This is a genomic window from Glycomyces buryatensis (genome assembly GCF_004912275.1).
Lineage (GTDB): Bacteria > Actinomycetota > Actinomycetes > Mycobacteriales > Micromonosporaceae > Glycomyces > Glycomyces buryatensis.
This window is the reverse complement of sequence record NZ_STGY01000055.1, coordinates 1-15,155: the sequence shown is the minus strand read 5'-3', so window position 1 is coordinate 15,155 and position 15,155 is coordinate 1. Positions and strand designations below refer to the sequence as shown.

11 protein-coding genes are annotated in these 15,155 nt (G+C 68.1%); 8 read left to right on the top strand and 3 right to left on the bottom strand.

All coding sequences use genetic code 11. From position 1 onward, the window contains the following. Nucleotides 1-17: 17 nt before the first annotated feature. Nucleotides 18-1,724 (top strand): 2-isopropylmalate synthase, encoded by a 1,707-nt coding sequence (gene leuA, locus FAB82_RS14040; RefSeq protein ID WP_246039645.1) that lies wholly within the window; start codon nucleotides 18-20, stop codon nucleotides 1,722-1,724. Nucleotides 1,725-1,969: 245 nt separating this feature from the next. Here leuA and FAB82_RS14035 read toward each other — a convergent pair whose 3' ends face one another. Then, nucleotides 1,970-2,257, bottom strand: coding sequence for a DUF1905 domain-containing protein (locus FAB82_RS14035; protein WP_136535166.1), 288 nt, complete (start codon nucleotides 2,255-2,257; stop codon nucleotides 1,970-1,972). Between the two features lie 135 nt (nucleotides 2,258-2,392). Between FAB82_RS14035 and FAB82_RS14030 the strand changes: the two genes are divergently transcribed. The 3 genes from FAB82_RS14030 to FAB82_RS14025 all read left to right on the top strand — a co-directional run bounded on the left by FAB82_RS14030 (nucleotide 2,393) and on the right by FAB82_RS14025 (nucleotide 4,061). Next, the gene (locus tag FAB82_RS14030; RefSeq protein WP_136535165.1) at nucleotides 2,393-2,740 is read left to right on the top strand and encodes a DoxX family protein; all 348 of its coding nucleotides are present in this window, start codon (nucleotides 2,393-2,395) and stop codon (nucleotides 2,738-2,740) included. Nucleotides 2,741-2,845: 105 nt separating this feature from the next. After that, complete coding sequence (locus FAB82_RS27150; protein ID WP_168801596.1) at nucleotides 2,846-3,004, top strand: hypothetical protein; 159 nt, start codon at nucleotides 2,846-2,848, stop codon at nucleotides 3,002-3,004. Between the two features lie 55 nt (nucleotides 3,005-3,059). Continuing rightward, on the top strand, nucleotides 3,060-4,061 hold the full coding sequence (locus tag FAB82_RS14025; protein ID WP_136535164.1) for a hypothetical protein: 1,002 nt from the start codon (nucleotides 3,060-3,062) through the stop codon (nucleotides 4,059-4,061). A 71-nt stretch (nucleotides 4,062-4,132) separates the two neighbouring features. Here the strand turns inward: FAB82_RS14025 and FAB82_RS14020 are convergent, their stop codons facing one another. Together FAB82_RS14020 and FAB82_RS14015 are read right to left on the bottom strand one after the other, a co-directional pair. Next, nucleotides 4,133-5,926: an ABC transporter ATP-binding protein gene (locus FAB82_RS14020; protein ID WP_136535163.1), complete on the bottom strand. Its 1,794-nt coding sequence runs from the start codon at nucleotides 5,924-5,926 to the stop codon at nucleotides 4,133-4,135. Between the two features lie 18 nt (nucleotides 5,927-5,944). Beyond that, nucleotides 5,945-7,765 carry an ABC transporter ATP-binding protein gene (locus FAB82_RS14015; RefSeq protein ID WP_136535162.1) on the bottom strand — a complete coding sequence of 607 codons (1,821 nt, stop codon included), beginning with the start codon at nucleotides 7,763-7,765 and terminating at the stop codon, nucleotides 5,945-5,947. A 185-nt stretch (nucleotides 7,766-7,950) separates the two neighbouring features. On the opposite strand from FAB82_RS14015, the gene FAB82_RS14010 reads away from it, so the two are divergent. The 4 genes from FAB82_RS14010 to FAB82_RS13995 all read left to right on the top strand — a co-directional run bounded on the left by FAB82_RS14010 (nucleotide 7,951) and on the right by FAB82_RS13995 (nucleotide 14,760). Beyond that, nucleotides 7,951-9,801 carry an ABC-F family ATP-binding cassette domain-containing protein gene (locus tag FAB82_RS14010; RefSeq protein ID WP_136535161.1) on the top strand — a complete coding sequence of 617 codons (1,851 nt, stop codon included), beginning with the start codon at nucleotides 7,951-7,953 and terminating at the stop codon, nucleotides 9,799-9,801. A gap of 392 nt (nucleotides 9,802-10,193) precedes the next feature. Beyond that, nucleotides 10,194-11,741 (top strand): S8 family serine peptidase, encoded by a 1,548-nt coding sequence (locus FAB82_RS14005; RefSeq protein WP_136535160.1) that lies wholly within the window; start codon nucleotides 10,194-10,196, stop codon nucleotides 11,739-11,741. 288 nt (nucleotides 11,742-12,029) lie between these two features. After that, a complete protein-coding gene (locus FAB82_RS14000) occupies nucleotides 12,030-13,211 on the top strand; it encodes a S8 family peptidase (protein ID WP_136535159.1) in 1,182 nt (393 codons plus the stop codon). A gap of 319 nt (nucleotides 13,212-13,530) precedes the next feature. Continuing rightward, nucleotides 13,531-14,760 carry a S8 family peptidase gene (locus tag FAB82_RS13995; RefSeq protein ID WP_211116593.1) on the top strand — a complete coding sequence of 410 codons (1,230 nt, stop codon included), beginning with the start codon at nucleotides 13,531-13,533 and terminating at the stop codon, nucleotides 14,758-14,760. The last annotated feature ends 395 nt before the right edge of the window (nucleotides 14,761-15,155 follow it).

The following is a 15,155-nucleotide window of genomic DNA, read 5'->3' as shown; positions in this document are numbered from 1 at the left end:
ATTCATGGAGCAAACCGTTGACTTCTTCCTCGTTCGCTGAACGCGCCAAGCGATACCAGCCCTACGCCTCCCAGTTCTCCGTCGACCTGCCCGGCCGCACCTGGCCCGACAAGGTGATCGACTCCGCCCCCATCTGGTGCGCGGTCGACCTGCGCGACGGCAACCAGGCCCTCATCGACCCGATGTCCCCCGAGCGGAAACTGAAGATGTTCCGCCTGCTGGTCGACATGGGCTACAAGGAGATCGAGGTCGGATTCCCCTCGGCGTCCCAGACCGACTTCGACTTCGTACGGCAGCTGATCGAACAGGACCTGATCCCCGACGATGTCACCATCCAGGTCCTGACCCAGTGCCGCGAGCACCTCATCGAGCGGACCTTCGAATCGATCCGCGGCGCCAAGCAGGCCATCGTCCACTTCTACAACTCGACCTCGACCCTCCAGCGCCGCGTCGTGTTCGGACTGGACAAGGACGGCATCACCGACATCGCCACGACCGGCGCGCGGCTGTGCCTGAAGTACGCCGAGATGCTGGCCCCCGACACCGCCGTCCGCTACGAGTACTCCCCCGAGTCCTACACCGGCACCGAACTGGACTACGCCCTCGAAGTGGTCTCCAAGGTCGCCGAGGTCATCCAGCCGCGCCCCGACTGGCCCCTGATCGTGAACCTGCCGGCCACCGTCGAGATGGCCACCCCCAACGTCTTCGCCGACTCGATCGAGTGGATGGACCGCCACCTGCCGAACCGCGAGTCGCTCATCCTATCCGTGCACCCGCACAACGACCGCGGCACCGGCGTCGCCGCCGCCGAACTGGCCGTCCAGGCCGGGGCCGACCGCGTCGAGGGCTGCCTGTTCGGCAACGGCGAGCGCACCGGCAACGTGTGCATCGTGACGCTGGGCCTGAACCTGTTCAGCCAGGGCGTGGACCCGAAGATCGACTTCTCCGACATCGACGAGATCAAGCGCGCCGTCGAGTACTGCAACCAGCTGCCGGTGCACGAGCGGCACCCGTACGCCGGGGACCTGGTGTACACGGCGTTCTCCGGTTCGCACCAGGACGCCATCAAGAAGGGCTTCGCCCACCTGGAGGCCGACGCCGCCGAGGCGGGCACCGTGGTGGACGACTTCACTTGGGGCGTACCGTATCTGCCGATCGACCCCAAGGACGTCGGGCGCAGCTACGAGGCGGTCATCCGCGTCAACTCGCAGTCCGGCAAGGGCGGCGTCGCCTACCTCATGCAGTCCGAATACGGCTTCGACCTGCCCCGGCGCATGCAGATCGAGTTCAGCCAGGCGATCCAGAAGCACTCCGACACCACCGGCCGGGAAGTGACCGCTTCGGAGATCCACGACGTCTTCCGCCGCGAGTACCACCCGGACTACCAGCCGACGAAGCGCCTGGTCGTGGAGGACCACACCACGACCTACGCCGACGAGACGGTCACGCTCGACGCGCAGATCGCCCTGGACGGCCTGGAGCAGAAGATCACCGGCACCGGGAACGGCCCGCTCTCTGCGTTCACCGACGCGCTGGCGACCGTGGGCGTTCAGGTCGAGGTGCTGGACTACGCCGAGCACGCGCTCTCGTCCGGCCAGCACGCTCAGGCCGCGTCTTATGTGGAGTGTGCGATCGACGGCAGGACCGTATGGGGCGCAGGAGTGCACCCGAACATCGTCCTGGCGACGATGCGGGCGGTGGCCAGCGCATACAACCGAGCGTAGCGAGGTTGTCCTTGGCTCGGCACTGCGCATGACCGGGCGCTATCGCGCTTAGGCGACAAGGGACAGTGGGCCGCCGGGGAAACCCGGCGGCCCACTTCGCTGCGAAAAGGGCCGGGATCTGAATCAACGAGATCCCCAGTGCGACAAGCACTGCCGCCGGGTGCCCGCTGCGAGGAGCGGACCCGGTCGCGGCAAGGGTCCATCGTGTTCAGTCATGCGGCAACCCCACTGAGGGCTATCAAGGGTCAGATCTCAACGGAGAGACGGACCGCGACCGTATCGCCCTCGTCGGCGCCGGTCGCCTTCCGGACCGCGGCCTTCACCGGGACGATGTAGCTCCCGTCCTTGGGCCACAACGAGGTCTTCCATTCCGTTCCCCCGATGCCGGCGAGTACCGGGATCATGCCCCAGCCATAACTCACCACGGCCGACGCCGCCTCCAACTCGCGGCAGGCCGCCTCGGGAACGGTGACGAAATACCAGGGTGCGGGGCCCTTCCAGAACCACAGCTCCCCGCTGAACTCCAACTCCATTGCGCCAGCCTAGGAGAGGGCAGTCACACTTCCGCCCGAAGTGTCAGGGAATCAAGGTCGGCTCGGTCAAGGGGGCACAACACCGAAAGCCAACCGGCCGGGACCCGATCCCGGCCAGCACGAATGGAGCCCCCAATGTCGATCGCCCACCTCATCGTCACCGTCTTCGCCGCCCTCTGGATCGGCTTCTCGGCCTACTCGGTCCTCAGCAAGGCCGCCTGGGTCACCGACCCGCTGGCCTCTTACGGTGTGCCTCAGAGCTGGTGGCTGTGGCTGGGCCTCGCCAAGGCCACCGGGGCGCTCGGCCTGCTGGTCGGGCTATTCGTACCGCCCATCGGCATCGCCGCCGCGATCGCCCTGATCCTGTACTTCACCGGCGCCGTCATCACCGTCCTGCGGGCCCGCTCGTACTCGACCGTCGTCTACCCGGTCCTGTACCTGGTCCCGGCCGCCGCCGCACTGACCCTCGGCGCACTCGCCTGACCCCGGCCAGAGCACCAACGCGGACCGGCCGAGCGCCGGCCCGTCGCGACCGACACCCTGTTCCTCATCGGCAGTCGTCACGCTTACGAACTCGAAGGCGACGGGATGCGCGCACTTGCCGAGGACTACCCGGCGCACCTCGCCGAGCATCCTGACTGGCACTGCTGCACCAAAATCGAGATGGGACGCCGGAACCGCTCGATCCCCGACCGCCGCAACCCGTACGCGACCCTGCACACCGAATGCTGCAACCGCTACTGGTAAACCCTGCGAGATAACTCGTTCGGCGCCATTCTCGACAACCCGAAAGCGAGCCCCTATGCGCCACACCGACTCCGCCCACCCCCGTGACATCGCCGTTCACCTGCCGGAACTCGCCGCCTACGCCAAGAGCGCCGTTCGGCTGCGCCCCCGGCCGGGGACCACCACGGTGCACGAGAGCTCGATCGGCGGTCCGCTGCTGTGGCCCGCTGACGAATCGTGGCCCGTCTGCGAGCTCGAACACGACGACTGCGCGGACGAGCCCGTCGACCACGTGCGCGCCGAACGCCGCTACCTGGCCGACCGCGACCGGCGCAAAGCGGCAGGGGAAGAGCTCGATTGGGATGCCGAACGCCTCCGCATGAAGGAACTACGCAGCGAACACTCCCTGGACGGCCGCCCCGAATACGACCCGGAAGCACCGCCGCCGCTGGTCGCCCTGGCCCAGCTCTACTACCGGGACGTACCCGGCCTGCCCTGGGCCGACCGCTACGACCTGTTGCAAGTCCTGTGGTGCCCGCGCGACCACCCGGAAGCCGACGCCCCGTACTGCCCGGCCTTCCAGCTCCGCTGGCGCAGCGGCGAAACCATCGGCGAACCCCTCGAATCGCCGCCGGTCCCGGTCCTCTGCAACGAAAGCTACCTCCCCGAGCCCTGCGTGATCCGCCCCGAGATCGTGACCGAGTACCCGGTGTGGGAGAAAGAGCTCCCCGCCCCGCTCGCAATGAGCATCACCGCATGGCAGGAGAGCGTCGGCGTCGATCCCGGCTACTGGGATGCGCAATCGCGCGGATGGAAGGTCATGGGCTACGGCGGCTATTCAGGCGTCACCGATCCGTACCCGCTCAAGTGCGAATGCGGCGAAACCCAGCTGCCGTTGTTCACCGCCGCTTCCGGTGAGGATGACGAGGGCACCGATCACTGGCTGCCGCTGGTGCAGGCAGACGCCGAATGGCCGTACATCGACCCGGTCAAGGTCTACATAGGCCGGGGCTACACGCTGCAACTCCACTACTGCCCGGCCGGTGAGGACCACCCCAACCGGGCCAAGATGTTCTGACGCGGACGAAGACCGCGACCGGCGGCATCGGGCAGGACCCGCGACGGCCCTGCCCGGTGGCCGGACACCCCCTAGCGGTAGGCCGAGGACTGGAGTTCGTACAGCTCGGCGTAGGCGCCGCGCCGTTCCATCAGTTCCTTGTGCGTACCCGTCTCGGCCACCCGGCCCTGGTCCAGCACCACGATCAGGTCGGCCATCGACACCGTCGAGAAGCGGTGCGAGACAAGGACGGTGACCGTGCCGCGCTGGCGTCCCGCCCGGACCTCCTCGGCGAACTGCTCGAAGAGGGCGTGCTCGGTCTGCGGGTCGAGGGCCGCCGTCGGTTCGTCGAAGAGCACCAGCAGCGGTTCCTCCCGCATCCGGCCACGCCCGATCGCGAGCTTCTGCCATTGGCCGCCGGACAGATCCGTGCCGTCGTCCCAGCGGCCGCCCAGGCGGGTGTCGAGCCCGCCGGGCAGGTCTTCGATGACATCGCCGGCACCTGCGCGGGCCATCGCCTCGCGGACCCGCTCGTCATCGAAGCCGGCCCCGAGGTCCCCCACGCCGATCGTCTCGCGCGCGGTGAACTCGAAACGGGCCAGGTCCTGGAACGTCGCGCCGATGCGCTGGCGCCACGACGCCACGCCGAAACCGGTCAGGTCCTGGCCGTCGACCAGGATTTGACCGCCCGTCGGCTGGTAGAAACCGGACAGCAGTTTGACCAGGGTGGTCTTCCCCGCGCCGTTCTCCCCCACCAGCGCCACGACCTTTCCGGCCGGGAGTTCCAGCGAGACTCCGTCCAGCGACGGCCGTTTCGACTCGGGGTAGGCGAACGAGACGTCCTCCAGGACAATGCCGTTCGACAGGCGTTCGGGGGTCTCGACGGGCCGGGCCGGGCCCGCGCTCGCCTCACCGTACTTGCGCAGCCATTCCAGACGCGCGCCCAGTTTGGCGGTCTTGTAGACCAGGACGGTGTGCATGGTCAGGCCCGCCGCGTATCCGGCGATGATCTGGATCAGGCCGACCAGGAGGATCACGTCACCGGCGGTCGCCTGGCCGCGAATGGCCAGGTAGAGCACGAATCCGATGCCGGAGGCCATCCCGAACGCCGAGATCACGCCCTCCCAGGAGGCGAGCCTCGCGGCCTTCCACTGACCGCGGTTCCGCTCGGCCACGACGCCGCGCCCGGCAGCGCTGTGGCGGGCGCCGAGTTCGCCCGCGCTGCCGAAGATCCGCAGTTCCTTGCCGGCGTCGGTGCCGGTGGCGACCTCGAACAGGTGGCGACGCCGCCGTTCCGCGGCGCTCGTCCGCTCCAGGTAGTCCTCCTCGATGGCTCCCGCCCGCCGGGCAATGGTCATCCCCGCCAAGGTGATCAGCGGGAACACCAGCAGCAGCGGGTGGACCTGCGCGAGCATGGCGCCGCCGAAGACGATCACCAGGACCGCCCTGAGCATCTGCGCGGTCTGATTGATGCAGCCGCCGAGCAGCCACCGGTCCTCGCGGATGCGCTGCACCCGGTCGAGATAGTCGGACCGCTCGTGGTGGTCGAGCCCGGGCGGATTCCCCATGAGCTCCATGATCCTGCGATCGGCGACCCGCACGGTGTGGTGCAGGACCGTGAAGATGACCTTGACGTAGGCGAAGACGACGGCCCAGATGACCCCGACCGCCAGCCCGAGCGAGGCCGCGGCGAGGTAGGCCTGCTGGGAGTCCCCGGTCTGGACCGCGTCGATCATGACCTTGATGAGGTACAGCGCGATCGGAATGAGGAGCGCCTCAGCCAGGCCGAGCACGATCTGGGCGATCACGCCTTTGGGGTGGGCCCGATAGCCGATGGCGAGGGAGTCCCGGTAGCCACGCCAACCGGCCTTGATTTTGTCCAACATGGAATATCTCCGTAGGGGTTAACGGGCGAGCCGGTTGGCCTGCAAGGTGAAGGCGTCGGCGTAGCGTCCGCCGAGGGCCATGAGTTCGTCGTGGGAGCCGTCCTCGACCACCGCGCCGCCGTCGAGGACGACGATCCGGTCGGCCCGGCGGACCGTCGAGAAGCGGTGGGAGATGACGATGGTCGTCAGCCCGGCGGTGATATTGAGGAACTGCTCGTACAGTTCGGCCTCGGCGCGCACGTCGAGCGCCGCCGCGGGCTCGTCCAGGATGAGGACCTTCGCCCCGGCCTGGACCGCGAACAGCGCGCGGGCCAAGGCGATCCGCTGCCACTGCCCGCCGGAGAGGTCGGTGCCGTCCGCGTACTCGCTGGACAGCACCGTGTCCAGGCCGTCCGGGAGCGACTCGATGAGGTCGCGGATGCCCATCGGCTCGCAGGCCTTCCATATCCGGTCGGTATCACCGGCCAGGTGCGGGGCGCCGAGCGTGATGTTGTCGCGCACCGACAACTGGTAGCGGGTGAAGTCCTGGAACAGGGCCGACAGGCTCGTCCTCCACTGCGCGGGATCGACCTCGGCCAGATCGACACCGTCCATAGTGATCTTTCCGCCGGTGGGTTCGTACAGGCCCGCGAGAAGCTTGACGAGGCTGGTCTTGCCGGCGCCGTTGTGTCCCACGATCGCCAGGGAGGTCCCGGCCTCGATGTCGAGATCGAGGCTTTCGATGACGGGCCGGTCCGCACCGGGATAGGCGAAGTCGACCCGCTCGAACCGAATCCGCTCGACCGGCGCCCCGTCGGGCAGGACGGCGGTCACCTCGCGCTCCTCGGCGGCGAGCTTCCCGTCGAGGGCGAGAATGCCGGGAATCGGCAGCACACCGTAGGAGAGGAACGCGGCATTGTCGTCGAAGGCGAAGAAGGTGAACATCTTCTGCAGTGCAACGACATAGACGGCGAGCGCACCGAACCCGACGAGCCCATTGACCCCCGCGTCCACCAAGGCGACCGCGGTCACGCTGGTGAGCACGAGCAGTGCCGCGATGACCGGCAGGGCGACACGGGCGCGCATGCCCTGGTTCCGTTCGGTGTGCTCCAGGTGCTCGTCGCTGAGCCGGTCGAACCGGCCCAGCAGCCACGGCATCATGCCCCAGACCCGCAGCTCCTTGGCGGGCTCGGCGGTGATGGCGAGGTCGCGCAGGTATTCGTTCTCGCGCATCTCGGTCGAGCGCATGTAGACGGACTTGCCGATGCGCGTGTACTCGTTCTGCATGGCGATGACGACCAGCGGCCACCCGATCAGCCAGGCCAGGCCGATCCAGACATTGAAGAAGCACAGGACGATCGAGCCTCCGGCGGCCGAGAGGAACTCGGGCGCGATGGCGGCGAGTCCCTGGATCGCGCGTTCGGGACGGATGTAGTCCATGCCCAGCTGCCGGGCGATCCGCAGCAGCGCCAGGATGTCGTCGTCCTCGAGATGGGCGACGCCGACCGGCCGCGCGACCGCGGAGACGAGCCGGTCCTGAAGCAGCAGTTCGAGATCGCGCCCCAGGTTGCGCGCGTTGGTCTGGTGGGCCTGGCTGACGAGCCGCAGTGCCAGGAGCGCGGCCACGCCGACGCCCAGCAGGACGTAGGCCTCGCGGGCCTCGGGGGAACCGGGACCGGCCTCGGCCGCGGCCGGGATCTGCCCGACGAGCAAACCGGTCGCGATGGTCATGACTAGGGGAAAGGCCGCTACGAGGACCGTCGTCGCGGCGAAGAGTGCGGTGCGGGGACGAGAGATGAGCGGGAGCAGGCGGACGACGGCGAGGAGTCCGCGCGCTGCCGGAAATTTCGAGGGTGTCATATTATTCCATTCATGACGTCACAATGACTGCCATGTGACACCATAGCAGAGATTGATAACGCTCGCAGCTCTCAGGCGTTCGAATGCCATACGCCTACAGGTCGTATAACCATATGCTCATATGGTTTTGTGGACCACGCGGGCTGAGGCAAGGGGGGCGCTCGCGAGCTGCGCGGACTGAGCCAATGACCCGGTCCTCAGCTTCGCGGGTAGTCTTGGTTCACGTGTCTGCGCCCAATCTTGTAAACCTCGAATCCGTGTCCAAGGCCTACCCCGATCAGGTCATCCTCGACGCGGTCTCCCTCGGGATCGGCGCAGGCCAGCGCGTCGGCGTCGTCGGCCGCAACGGCGACGGCAAGTCCACGCTCCTCAAGCTCATCGGCCGCACCGACGAGCCCGATTCCGGGCGCGTCGTGCACACCGGCGGCACCACCGTCGCCGTCCTGGGGCAGACCGACTCGCTCGATGACACCGCGACCGTCCGCAGTGAGCTCTTCGGCGATGCCGACTCCCACGAATGGGCCCGCTCCGCCCGCGTCCGCTCCGTTCTCGAAGGCCTGTTCGGCGGCCTGGACGCCCCCGTGCTCCCCGAGGGTCTGGACTCGGTCATCGGCGTGCTGTCGGGCGGCGAGCGGCGCCGGACCGACCTCGCCCGGGTCCTCATCGGTGATGCCTCACATGCCGAGCCGGCCGACCTGCTGCTGCTCGACGAGCCCACCAACCACCTCGACATCGAGGGCATCGCCTGGCTGGCGCGGCACCTGAACATCACGAAGTCCGCGATCCTGGTCGTCACGCACGACCGGTGGTTCCTCGATGAGATCGCCGACCGCATCTGGGATGTCCAGCGCGGCGATGTCTACGAGTACGACGGCGGCTATTCGGCCTACGTCCTGGCCCGCGCCGAGCGCGAGCGTCAGGCGAACCTGGCCGAGGACAAGCGCCAGAACCTCATGCGCAAGGAGCTGGCATGGCTGCGGCGCGGCCCCAAGGCCCGCACCTCCAAGTCGAAGTTCCGGATCGACGCCGCCAACGAGCTCATCGCGAACGAGCCGCCGCCGCGCGACACCGCCGAGCTGGTGAGCTTCGCGACCGGCCGCCTGGGCAAGACGGTCTTCGAGGCCAAGGACGTCACCGTCAAGGCCGGGGATCAGACCCTGCTTGAACACCTCGATTGGATCCTGGGCCCGGGCAAGCGGGTCGGGCTGCTCGGCGTCAATGGCGCGGGCAAGACCTCGCTGCTGCGCACCCTCGCCGAGGCGATCGACGACAAGCAGCCCGCGGCGGGTCGCGTCAAGGTCGGCCGCACGGTGAAGCTGGCGTGGCTGACCCAGCACATGGAAGACCTCGACGGTTCCTGGCGGGTCCTGGAGGCGATCGAGTTGGTCGCCAAGCGGGTCCAGTTCGGCAAGAAGGAGATCTCGGCCGGTCAGCTCGCCGAGCGGCTGGGTTTCGTCGGCGGTCGCCAGCGCACGTTCGTGCGCGATCTGTCGGGCGGTCAGCGCCGTCGGCTTCAGGTGGCGCGCTTGCTCATGGCCGAGCCGAACGTGCTGTTCCTCGACGAGCCCACGAACGACCTGGACATCGAGACGCTGACGCAGCTCGAGGACCTGCTGGACGACTGGGCGGGGACGATGATCGTGGTGAGCCACGACCGGTACTTCACCGAGCGGGTCGCGGACGAGACGTGGGCGCTGTTGGGTGACCGCACGCTGCGGAACCTGCCGCGCGGTATCGAGGAGTATCTGGAGCGGCGGGCCGAGGCGGGTCCGGTGCGGTCGGTGTCTTCGTCGTCATCGTCTGCGGCGCAGGAGAAGTCGCCGTCGAAGGCGACGACGGACCGGGCGGTGCAGAAGGAGCTGGGGAAGCTGGAGCGGCGCCTGGTGAAGGTCGAGGACAAGATCAAGGACGTGCATGCGGGCATGGCCGAGTCCGCGACGGATCCGGAGAAGCTGACGGAGCTGGGCGCTCGTCTGGCCGAATTGGAGACCGAGCGCGACGAGATCGAGGAGCGCTGGATGGAGCTGGCCGACTAGGGGCGATTCCCGTAGTGCCATTCGACCCGCGAATGCCCGTTTCTCCGCTTGAACGACCCGCCGCGTTCGCTTTTTAGGATCGCGGCGACTTTGCCACAACCCCTAACAGAGCGCTCCCAGTGCCCATATATCACCGCAAAGTGCCGCAAATGGATTTGTTGTCTGGGCATTGTACTGCGTTTTCCACTTTTCGTACCGGTTGGTAACACGGCCTTAATTCACTGATTTACACCCCTCTTCCAGGGGCTTCACTTTTGGTTGTGATTTCCCTAACCTGAAAGGGAAAGCCCGAAAGGGACCGGTTTCACCAAGCCGGTAAACCGGTGTCGGCTCGCGCCCCCATCCGTTCCCCCGCGGACGACGCCGATCGACCGAAAGGGAGTACCCCCCTGATGTCATCCCCCAGATCAACCCTGCGCAGAGTCGGCGCCGCGTCCCTCGCCGGGGCCGCCGCGATCGCCTCGGCCGGGCTCGGCGCGAGCGCCGCCTGGGCCGATCCCGCCACCGGCACGGTGTTCGGCGCCGATTCCCCCGATGCCGTGGACGGCGAGTACATCGTCGTCATGGAAGACGGGTCTTCAACGCTCGCAAGCGATTCCGGCGCCGAAGTCATCGACAGCTTCGAGACCATCGACGGCTACCTGGCCGAAATGACCGCCACCGAGGCGGCCGAGCTGGCCGCCGACGACGAGGTGGCCTTCGTGGAGCAGAACCAGACGGTCTCCATCGCCGACGTCCAGGACAATCCCCCGTCCTGGGGCCTGGACCGCGTCGACCAGCTCGACCTGCCGCTGGACGACTCCTATGAGTACCTGGGCGACGGCTCGGGCGTGACCGCGTACATCGTGGACACCGGGATCCTCGCCTCCCACGGGCAGTTCGCCGGCCGCGTCGGCACCGGTTACGACTTCGTCGACGACGACTCGAGCCCGACCGACTGCCAGGGCCACGGCACCCACGTCGCGGGCACGATCGGCGCCACCGACTACGGCCTGGCCAAGGAGGTCACGCTCGTCGGCGTGCGCGTCCTGGACTGCGAAGGCTCGGGCACCAATGCCGGCGTCATCGCCGGGGTCGACTGGGTCACCGAGAACCACTCGGGCCCTTCGGTCGCGAACATGAGCCTCGGCGGCGGCTACTCGGCCGCACTCAACAATGCCGTCGACGCGGCGGTCGCCTCCGGCGTCACCTTCGCGGTGGCGGCCGGCAACGAGGACCAGAACGCCTGCAACGTCTCTCCGGCCTCGGCGGCCAGCGCTCTGACCGTCGCCGCGAGCGATGACAGCGACACCAGGGCGTACTTCTCGAACTTCGGCTCCTGCACCGACATCTTCGCCCCGGGCGTAGACATCACCTCGACGTGGATCGGTTCGAACTCGGCCACGAACACGATCTCCGGCACCTCGATGGCCTCCCCGCACGTCGCGGGCGCGGTCGCGGTCTACCTGTCGCTCAACCCGAGCGCCACGACCGACGAGGTCGAGACCTGGGTGAGCGGCAATGCCGCCACCGGTCGCGTCTCCGATGTCGCCGGCAGCCCGAACCGGCTGCTGCACACCGGTAGCGAGGGCGGCGGCGACCCCGACCCGGGCGAGCCGAGCGACTGCGCGCAGACCAGCGACGCCTCCGTGGCACTGCCCGACGTCTCCACCACGACCGCGACCATGACGTTCGAGTGCGAGGGCACCGCCCGCTCGGCCAGTTCGCTGTCGGTCGACATCACCCACACCTGGCGCGGCGACCTGGTCATCGACCTGATCGCCCCGGACGGGACCGCCTACCCGGTCAAGGACTCCGGTTTCGACTCCGGCGACAACGTGATCGCGACCTACCCGCTCGACCTGTCCGATGAGGACTCGGCCGGGACCTGGACCCTCGAGATCACGGACGTCTACTTCGGCGACTCCGGCACGCTCAACAGCTGGACGCTCGAGCTCTGATGTCCCCCTGCTTGATTCCCTCCTTCCTCACAACCGCATAACGACGGGCTCGGCGAGTCGGTTACGGCCCCGAATCCAGGCACTTCCCCCACCCACACACAACCGCATAGCGATCGGCCGCGGGCCCGGACTCCGCTCCGGACCCGCGGCCCCATAACCCGAATGGCCATAACCGAACTGCCATAACCCGAACTGCCGGCGCCCCGTGCGCCGGTTCGGTCCCCACCTCCATCAACCCCATTCCCCCGGTTCGCAATCCGGACCGGGGCAGCGAAAGGGATCACCCTCATGTCCTACTCACGCAATAGAATCCGCACTGTCGCGGCCGCCAGTATCGGGGCCGCCGCCCTGGTGGCGGCCGCACTCACGGCGGGATCGGCCCAGGCCGAGACCTCCACGGCGCAGATCGTCGGCGCCGACAACCCGGACGCGATCGCCGGCGAGTACCTGGTGGTGCTCGACTCCGCTGCCGAGTTCGCCGAGGCCGAGGCCGACGCGGACGTCGACACCGAGGTCGTGGAGACCTTCGACGAGGTCGACACCGTCCTGGTGGACGCCACCGAATCCGAGGCGCTCGACCTGGCCGCGGCCGACGGGGTCTCCTTCGTCGAACAGAACGCCGTCGTCTCGATCGAGGCCACCCAGAACAACGCGACCTGGGGTCTGGACCGGATCGACCAGCGCTCCAGGCCGCTGTCGGGCACCTACACCTACAACTACACCGGCTCGGGCGTCCACGCCTACATTGTGGACACCGGCATTCTGACCTCCCACTCGCAGTTCTCCGGGCGGATCGGCAACGGCTACGACTTCGTCGGCAATGACTCCAACCCGAACGACTGCAACGGCCACGGCACGCACGTCGCCGGGACCGTCGGCGGCACCATCCACGGCGTCGCCAAGGGCGTTACCCTGCACGGGGTCCGCGTCCTGGACTGCTCGGGCGGCGGCACCACCGCCGGAGTCATCAACGGCATCAACTGGGTCAGGACCAATGCGATCAAGCCGGCCGTGGCGAACATGAGCCTCGGCGGGGGCTACTCCGCGGCGCTCAACAACGCCGTGTCCTCCGCCGTCTCGTCCGGGGTCTCCTTCGTGGTGGCCGCGGGCAATTCGAACCGCAACGCCTGCAACTACTCCCCGGCCTCGGCCGCCTCGGCGATCACCGTCGGAGCGACCACGTCGACGGACGCGCGGGCCTCCTACTCCAACTACGGATCCTGCCTGGACGTGTTCGCGCCCGGTTCGAGCATCACCTCGGCCTGGTACACGAGCTCTTCCGCCACCAACACCATCTCCGGCACCTCGATGGCCTCACCGCACGTCGCGGGCGCGGTCGCGCTTTACCTGCAACGGGTTCCGGGCGCTTCGACGTCGGCGGTGTCCAATTGGATCACCTCCAACGCCACCACCGGTGTGGTGACCGGCGCGGGCTCGGGCAGCCCGAACCGGCTGCTCTACACCCTGTAACGGGATAGCTCGCCCCGCTCACGAATCGGGGTGTCCCGCAACGATCTACACGCTGCAACGGGATGGCTGACCCCGTCCGCGGACCGGGGTGTCGCGCTCAGTGAGTGCGGCACTCCGGTCCGTTTGTCTGTTTTGGACCTTTGACACGGGTTGTTCATTCATTGATTTATTAATCGGATTGGGGGTCTTTACACGAAATGTTCTCTGATTTATGGTTAGCCACCAGGGCCCCGTGCCCGCAGACAGCTGAATCACCCTCCCCCCTGGCGCACGAACGCACCCCCAGCGGCGGCCCCGGGACAACCAAAGGAGTTCCCCCTTGTCAACGGCAGGAACCAAACGGCGCCTGCGCCGTACCGCCGCGATCGGCCTCGCCGGCGCACTCGCCGGCGGTTCCATCCTCGCGGCCACCGCCTTCGCCTCGGCCGATGAACCCGACCAGTTGAACGCCGCCGACGTCATCGCCGGCGCGGGCTCGGCCGACGCCATCGACGGCGAGTACATCGTCGTCATGGACGAGAGCGCCGAAAGCCTCGGCGGCATCGCCAAGGACCTCGGCGTCGACGTAGCGGTCGAAGAGACCCTCGACTCGGTGAACGGCTACGTCACCGAGATGACCGAGGCCGAAGCGGTCGAACTGGCCGCCGACGAATCGGTCGCCTACATCGAGCAGAACCGCACCGTCTCCATCGCCGACGTCCAGACCGACCCGCCGTCGTGGGGCCAGGACCGCGTCGACCAGCAGGAGCTGCCGCTGGACGCCTCCTACACGTATGACGTCGGCGGGACCGGCGTCAACGCCTACGTCCTCGACACCGGCGTGAACACCACGCACGAGGACTTCACCGGCCGCATCGGCGAAGGCTACGACTTCGTGGACGACGACGCCGACGCGTCCGACTGCCACGGCCACGGCACCCACGTCGCCGGCACCATCGGCGGCACCACCTACGGCCTGGCCAAGGACGTCACCGTCGTCCCCGTCCGCGTCCTCGACTGCGAGGGCTCGGGCTCTTACGCCGGCATCATCGGCGGCATCGACTGGGTCACCGAGAACGCCGCCGGAGGCCCGGCCGTGGCGAACATGAGCCTCGGCGGGACCTTCAGCCAGGCGCTCAACGACGCCATCGCCGGCGCCACCTCGGTGGGCGTGACCTTCGCGATCGCCGCCGGCAACGAGGGCCAGGACGCCTGCGACGTGTCGCCGGGCTCCGAGCCGACCGCCATCACCGTCGCCGCCAGCGACGAGAACGACGCCCAGACCTCGTGGTCGAACTGGGGCGAGTGCGTCGACATCATCGCCCCCGGTGACGGCATCACGTCGGCCTGGATCGACGGCGACGACGCCTCCGACACCATCTCCGGCACCTCGATGGCCGCCCCGCACGTCGCGGGAGTCGCGGCCCTCTACCTGGAGACCAACCCCGAGGCCACCCCTGAGGAGGTCTCCGCGGCCCTGACCGAGGGCGCCGTCGCGGACGCGATCGAGGTCACCGAAGGCACTCCCAACCTGCTGCTGAACACCGAGTTCCTCGCCGCCGCCGAGTAATCGGAGACGAGAGCGACAGGGGGCCACCGCGGCTTGCGGTGGCCCCCTTCGTCATGCGCGAGCGGGACTGGGTCATTTTGGCGATGCTGTTCGGTTTGAGCCTCTGGGCGGGTGGGCGTCTGGGCGGGTGGTGTTGTGGCGCTTGGGGAGGCCTGCATTGGGGACCGGTGCGTCGGCGGGGCCATGCCGGTTCATGGTCGGGCTGCGCCAAAGGCATCGACGACGGCAGCAGTGGGGACGGGCGCGGCCTCCGTACCCGGCCGCAGGGGAGGTGGGGCGGAGGGGCGCCGGAGTGCAAGGGTGCGGGGGCGCCGGAGTGCAAGGGTGCGGGGGTGCGGTGCGGTCTCGGTGGCGGTCGTGGCGAGACGTGTTGTGCCGCAGCCACTTCACGAGGC

Excerpts from the sequence above, each read along its gene's own strand:
- FAB82_RS14035 (WP_136535166.1), bottom strand. The coding sequence starts at position 2,257 with ATGGAGTTGGAGTTCAGCGGGGAGCTGTGGTTCTGGAAGGGCCCCGCA.
- FAB82_RS14030 (WP_136535165.1), top strand. The coding sequence starts at position 2,393 with ATGTCGATCGCCCACCTCATCGTCACCGTCTTCGCCGCCCTCTGGATC.
- FAB82_RS27150 (WP_168801596.1), top strand. The coding sequence starts at position 2,846 with ATGCGCGCACTTGCCGAGGACTACCCGGCGCACCTCGCCGAGCATCCT.
- FAB82_RS14025 (WP_136535164.1), top strand. The coding sequence starts at position 3,060 with ATGCGCCACACCGACTCCGCCCACCCCCGTGACATCGCCGTTCACCTG.
- FAB82_RS14020 (WP_136535163.1), bottom strand. The coding sequence starts at position 5,926 with ATGTTGGACAAAATCAAGGCCGGTTGGCGTGGCTACCGGGACTCCCTC.
- FAB82_RS14015 (WP_136535162.1), bottom strand. The coding sequence starts at position 7,765 with ATGACACCCTCGAAATTTCCGGCAGCGCGCGGACTCCTCGCCGTCGTC.
- FAB82_RS14010 (WP_136535161.1), top strand. The coding sequence starts at position 7,951 with ATGACCCGGTCCTCAGCTTCGCGGGTAGTCTTGGTTCACGTGTCTGCG.
- FAB82_RS14005 (WP_136535160.1), top strand. The coding sequence starts at position 10,194 with ATGTCATCCCCCAGATCAACCCTGCGCAGAGTCGGCGCCGCGTCCCTC.
- FAB82_RS14000 (WP_136535159.1), top strand. The coding sequence starts at position 12,030 with ATGTCCTACTCACGCAATAGAATCCGCACTGTCGCGGCCGCCAGTATC.